The sequence below is a fragment of the Bradyrhizobium sp. genome (assembly GCF_030697065.1).
In the GTDB taxonomy this organism is placed as follows: Bacteria; Pseudomonadota; Alphaproteobacteria; order Rhizobiales; family Xanthobacteraceae; genus Bradyrhizobium.
The window spans coordinates 1-5,273 of sequence record NZ_JAUYQU010000232.1; the positions used below are offsets into that span (position 1 = coordinate 1).

Here is a 5,273-nt window from a genome sequence, read left to right on the forward strand (position 1 = left end):
TCAAGGTGCACCCGATGGCGCTGGTCCACTTCGACACGCTCGAGGATCGGGATGCCAAACAGACCATTGCCGACCTCACCCAGGGCTACGCGGACAAGAAGGAGTATTTCATCGACCGCCTGGCTCGTGGGCTCGCGCGCATCGCAGCCGCTCAGCATCCCAAGCCGGTCATCATCCGGATGAGCGACTTCAAGACCAATGAATACGCCAATCTCATCGGTGGCGCCGCCTTCGAACCCAAGGAGGAGAATCCGATGATCGGGTTCCGCGGCGCCTCGCGTTATTATTCACCGCGCTATCGCGACGGCTTCGCACTGGAGTGCCGGGCGATCCGACGCTTGCGTGAGGTAATGGGCTTCCGGAACGTCATCGTCATGATCCCGTTCTGCCGCTCGATCAAGGAGGCGGACCGCGTCCTCGACATCATGGCCGAGAACGGCCTGCGGCGCGGCGACAATGGTCTCGAAGTTTACGTCATGTGCGAAATCCCCTCAAACGTCATCCTGGCGAAGGCATTCGCCGAGCGGTTCGACGGATTTTCGATCGGCAGCAACGATCTGACCCAGCTCACGCTCGGCGTCGACCGCGATTCCGAGGAACTTGCGGAACTGTTCGACGAGCAGGACGAGGCCGTGAAGTGGATGATCAGCAGCGTCATCCGCGAGGCTCACAAGGCCGGTGCCAAGATCGGATTATGCGGACAGGCACCGAGCGACCACCCCGAATTCGCCGAATTTCTGGTCGCCTGCGGCATCGACTCCATTTCCGTCAGCCCCGACAGCTTCATCGCGGTCAAGCGCAAGGTTGCGTCGGCCGAAGCAACCGGTAAGGACGCAATCGCTTCAGATCCTGGATGATTTTCATCAACCAGGCACAGTGGCTCTCCGCCAGGGGATCCCGTGTCCACGGCAATCGATCAGCTGGCGCCTTGCGCTGGAATTTCTTGTTCGCTGTAAAAATGGCAGAGGTCACGCTTCCATGGCGAAACCGATCGCAGGCAAGGCGATACGCGGAATCCCCTTGATTCCGCTCATGTGCTTTTACGCGATTATAGCCCTCGCGCCGCTCGGCCTGTCAGTCGCTTTGGGCATGCCACGCCGTCCGTTCCGTGACGAACTGGCGTCCGCCCTGGCGATGATCGGATTCGGCATGCTGCTGCTGGAGTTCGTGCTCTCCGGCCGGTTCCGGATCGTCTCCGGCCGGATCGGCATAGACGTGACCATGCGGTTTCATCAACTGATCTCGTGGACGTTGCTGGTTTTCCTCCTCGCGCATCCGTTTATCTATCAAACTTCCTGGATAACTTTCCGCTCGGGATGGGGAAATGGCGGACTCGGACTGACTGGCGCCTCGCTCCTCAGCGGTGCGCTCGCGCTGCTGCTGCTTCTGGCCCTGGTGGCGATTGCTGTGTTCCGCAATCAAAGCAATAGCGACTATGAGGGCTGGCGCGTCGTTCATGGTCTCGGGGCCGTCACCATCGCAGCTCTGGGCACTCACCATACGCTCGATGCCGGGCGGTACAGCGAACATCCCGTCTTGGCGGGGTACTGGCTTGGCATGCTGGGAATTGCCTTGTTCTCTTTCGGCTATGTTCATGTGATCACGCCGCTGCGGCAGTTGCGCAGGCCCTACCGCGTAACATCGGTCGAGCCGGCAGCCCTCAAGACCTGGGAGGTCATCATTGAACCGGTCGGCGTACCGGCGCTGGAATTCGACGCAGGACAGTTCGTTTGGTTGACGCTCGACCGCTCGCCATTTGCCATCACCGAACATCCGTTTTCCATGAGTTCATGTCCGGCGGACCGGCCGCGGCTGGCGTTCACCATCAAGGAGGCCGGCGATTTCACCAACAGGATTGGACGCCTTCCTGTCGGGGCGCGAGCTTATCTGGACGGCCCACACGGCAACTTCACCATGGCCGGGCGCGAGGGAACCGGCCTCGCCTTCGTCGCCGGCGGTGTCGGTTTTGTTCCCATCATCAGCATTCTGCGCCAGCTTCGAGCCGAACGAGACCCACGGCCCATGATCCTGCTTTACGGGAACCGGACGCATGAGCAGATCTTGTACGGCGAGGAGCTCGAGACCATGCAGAAGGATTTGCGGCTCACGGTGCATCACGTGTTGTCCGAGCCGCCGCGGGGCTGGTCCGGAGACGCAGGCCAGCTTGATGAAGCGATGTTGCGGCGCCGCCTCGATGTCCCGGACCGCGGTCGCTGGCTTTATTTCGTGTGCGGACCGACCCCGATGATCGATAGCGTCGAGGACACCCTGGGAAGGCTCGGGGTGCCGTTGCGCCAAATCGTTTCCGAGAAGTTCAAGTACGAATAATGGAACGCAAATGCGCCATCGACTGATCCTTCTGGCTTGTGGCGGCTTAACGCTATTCATGATTGTGGCGGCGATCGCTTTCGCGCTGCGATAGTATCACCCGGCCGGCGGTCGACCATTGACGCCAGCACACAAGTTCCCCATGTCAGTCCACGAGACTGTATTGCGCGGGCGAATCCGCTCCGGGAGACCATCGATGCCCAACGAGACCCGAGAACTGCCCGCCGCCAATGACGGCCTCTACCGCTTTCTCGGCGGCTCACCGCTGGCGGTGGCGTTCCGGCTGATCCTGCTGTCGATGCTGGTCGGTGTCGTCCTGTCGGCGATCGGCTTCGATCCCTGGAACATCCTCAGCAGCATCCGGCGGCTGTTCGACTGGATCTACAATCTCGGCTTCGACGCCATCAACTGGGCGTGGCGCTATTTCCTGCTCGGCGCCGTGATCGTGATCCCGATCTGGCTGCTGTCGCGGCTGTTCGGCACGCCGCGCGGACGATAGATTCGCGAACTCGGGTTTGCTGATTTCCCCAACGAAGGTCACGACCGCGCAGGTCTTCGCCATCGCGGGTCCCGCGATGGTGGCGAACCTGACGACGCCGCTGATCGGCATCGTCTCGACCATCGCGATCGGGCGGCTGGGCGAACCGACGCTGCTCGGCGGCGTGGCGATCGCATCGGTGGTGTTCGACTGCCTGTTCTGGCTGTTCGGCTTCCTGCGCATGAGCACGCTGGCCTTCACCGCGCAGGCGCTCGGCGCCGGCGAAGCCAGGGAATTGCGCGCGCTGCTGCTGCGGGGCCTCGTCGCCGCGGCCGTGGTCGGCGCGTCGCTCATCGTCCTGCAGCTGCCGCTCGCCGCGGCTCTGTTCGGCGCGATGGGCGGCAGCGAAGCCGTCACCCGCGCCGCAAGAATCTATTTCGACGTCCGGATCTGGTCGGCGCCGCTGGTGCTGTCCAATTACGTCGTGCTCGGCTGGCTGATCGGCCAGGCCCGCGCCAAGACCGCGCTGGCCGTGCAGATCGCCATCAACCTCACCAACGTGGCGGCGACCATGCTGCTGGTGCTGGTGTACGACTTCGGCATCGCCGGGGCGGCGATCGCCGCATTGGTCGCGGAAGCCACCGGGCTCGTGCTCGGCTTCCTGATCGCGCGGCGGCTTTCGCGCGGACAGCCCGCCGTCCCGCGCGCGGCGCTGCTGGACCGGGCGAAGCTGCTCCGCATGCTCGCGGTCAACCGCGACATCATGATCCGCACCGCGTCCCTGATCGCCGCGTTCCTGTTCTTCACCGCGCAGGGCGCGCGCCATGGCGACGTGACGCTGGCCGCCAACGCAGTGCTCAACAATTTCCTGCTGATCAGCGCATTCTTCCTCGACGGCCTCGCCAACGCCGCCGAGCAATTATGCGGCCGCGCCTTTGGCGCCCGCGACCGCAGCGGGTTTACCGGCGCGACCCGGCTGGTGATCGCGTGGGGATTCGGCTTCGCGCTGGCGGTGACTTTGTCCTACGCGTTGTTCGGGCCGGTTCTGATCGATATCATGACCGCGAGCGAAGAAGTCCGCAGAACCGCGCGCGACTATCTGTGGCTGGTGACGCTGGCGCCGGTGCTCGGCGTGTTCGCCTTCGCCTATGACGGCATCTACATCGGTGCGACCTGGGCGCGCGAGATGCGCAACCTGATGGTGCTCTCGCTGCTGATCTTTCTCGGCGCCTGGCTGGCGCTGCGGTCGTTCGGCAATGCGGGGCTGTGGGGCGCGCTGCTGGTGCATTATGCCGCGCGCGGCGGGTTGCAGGCGCTGCGCTATCCGGCGATGCTGCGCAAGTCGTTCGGGCCGGCGCCGCTGCCCGGCTGAACCCGGAGGGCATCACCGATGCAATTGCGATTTGTCGGCTGCGGCGATGCACTCGGCTCCGGCGGCAGGAACAATACCTGCTTTCATGCCACCGGCGACCACGTCAACTTCCTGATAGATTGCGGCGCGACCTCGCTGCCGGCGCTGAAGCGGCTCGGCATCGCGCGCGAGGCGATCGACCTGATCCTGATCACGCATTTCCACGGCGATCATTTCGGCGGCCTGCCGTTCCTGCTGCTGGATGCGCAGTTCACCCGCCGCAGCCGTCCGCTCGCGATCGCCGGGCCGCAGGGAATTGAAACCCGGCTGGCGCAGTTGATGGAAGCGCTGTTCGAGCATTCGTCGAAGACCCAACCGAAGTTCGAGCTGTCGATTGTCGCGCTGAAGCCCGGGGAAAGGTGCAGCTTCGGCGCGGTCGATGTCACGCCCTACCCAGTGGTGCACGGCGAATCCGGCGGGCCGTTTCTGGCCTACCGGGTCGAGGCCGAGGGCCGCGTCATCGCCTACAGCGCCGACACCGAATGGACCGAGACGCTGATTCCGCTGGGCCGCGACGCCGACCTGTTGATCGCGGAGGCGTATTATTACGACAAGGTGGTGAAGAACCACCTCAGCCTGACGACGCTGGAGGCGCATCTGCCCGAGATCCGCCCGAAACGGCTGGTGCTGACGCATATGAGCGACGACATGCTGGGACGACTGGATACGCTGAGCTATACGGCGGCCAGCGACGGGATGGTGGTGGAGGTTTGACAAGACGTGAACGGCCTAACGTTCGTCATTGCGAGGAGCGCTTGCGACGAAGCAATCCATTCATCAACCGGTACCGCTGTTAGATGGATTGCTTCGCTACGCTCGCAATGACGTTGAAGGACTGGATTGCTTCGCGGGGCCTGTCATCGGGCGCGCATTCGCGCGACCAGTTGGCTCGCAACGGGCCTCTAAACCGGCCAATCCTCGGCGGTAATCGTCGCGGCATCGGCGCCGACGATTTCCGACAGCGAGTCGCGGCCGGTACGCAGCAGGGTCGAGGCGAGATCGTTCTTGATTTCCTCGACGAGGCCGAGGCCCTTGTAGATCAGCGACGAATAGAGC

At 63.6% G+C, this 5,273-nt stretch carries 5 protein-coding genes and 1 pseudogene; 5 read left to right on the plus strand and 1 reads right to left on the minus strand.

What is annotated here, in order from left to right; genetic code table 11:
• The 5 genes from Q8R73_RS18405 to Q8R73_RS18425 form a co-directional block, all read left to right on the plus strand.
• Positions 1-857, plus strand: an 857-nt coding sequence (locus Q8R73_RS18405) for a putative PEP-binding protein (protein ID WP_305720979.1), incomplete at its 5' end; no start/stop codon positions are given.
• 121 nt (positions 858-978) lie between these two features.
• Positions 979-2,328 carry a ferredoxin reductase family protein gene (locus Q8R73_RS18410; protein ID WP_305720980.1) on the plus strand — a complete coding sequence of 450 codons (1,350 nt, stop codon included), beginning with the start codon at positions 979-981 and terminating at the stop codon, positions 2,326-2,328.
• Positions 2,329-2,524: 196 nt separating this feature from the next.
• Complete coding sequence (locus tag Q8R73_RS18415) at positions 2,525-2,827, plus strand: DUF6460 domain-containing protein (protein WP_305720981.1); 303 nt, start codon at positions 2,525-2,527, stop codon at positions 2,825-2,827.
• 76 nt (positions 2,828-2,903) lie between these two features.
• Positions 2,904-4,178, plus strand: coding sequence for an MATE family efflux transporter (locus Q8R73_RS18420; protein ID WP_305720983.1), 1,275 nt, complete (start codon positions 2,904-2,906; stop codon positions 4,176-4,178).
• Positions 4,179-4,196: 18 nt separating this feature from the next.
• Positions 4,197-4,931, plus strand: a complete 735-nt coding sequence (locus Q8R73_RS18425) for an MBL fold metallo-hydrolase (protein ID WP_305720982.1) — start codon at positions 4,197-4,199, stop codon at positions 4,929-4,931.
• Between the two features lie 188 nt (positions 4,932-5,119).
• Here Q8R73_RS18425 and Q8R73_RS18430 read toward each other — a convergent pair.
• Positions 5,120-5,273, minus strand: a pseudogene (locus tag Q8R73_RS18430) (dihydroorotate dehydrogenase (quinone)); the annotation flags it as partial.

Bases quoted from the DNA above. Each gene is read 5' to 3' on its own strand.
- Q8R73_RS18425 (WP_305720982.1), top strand. From the start codon at position 4,197: ATGCAATTGCGATTTGTCGGCTGCGGCGATGCACTCGGCTCCGGCGGC.
- Q8R73_RS18420 (WP_305720983.1), top strand. From the start codon at position 2,904: ATGGTGGCGAACCTGACGACGCCGCTGATCGGCATCGTCTCGACCATC.
- Q8R73_RS18410 (WP_305720980.1), top strand. From the start codon at position 979: ATGGCGAAACCGATCGCAGGCAAGGCGATACGCGGAATCCCCTTGATT.
- Q8R73_RS18415 (WP_305720981.1), top strand. From the start codon at position 2,525: ATGCCCAACGAGACCCGAGAACTGCCCGCCGCCAATGACGGCCTCTAC.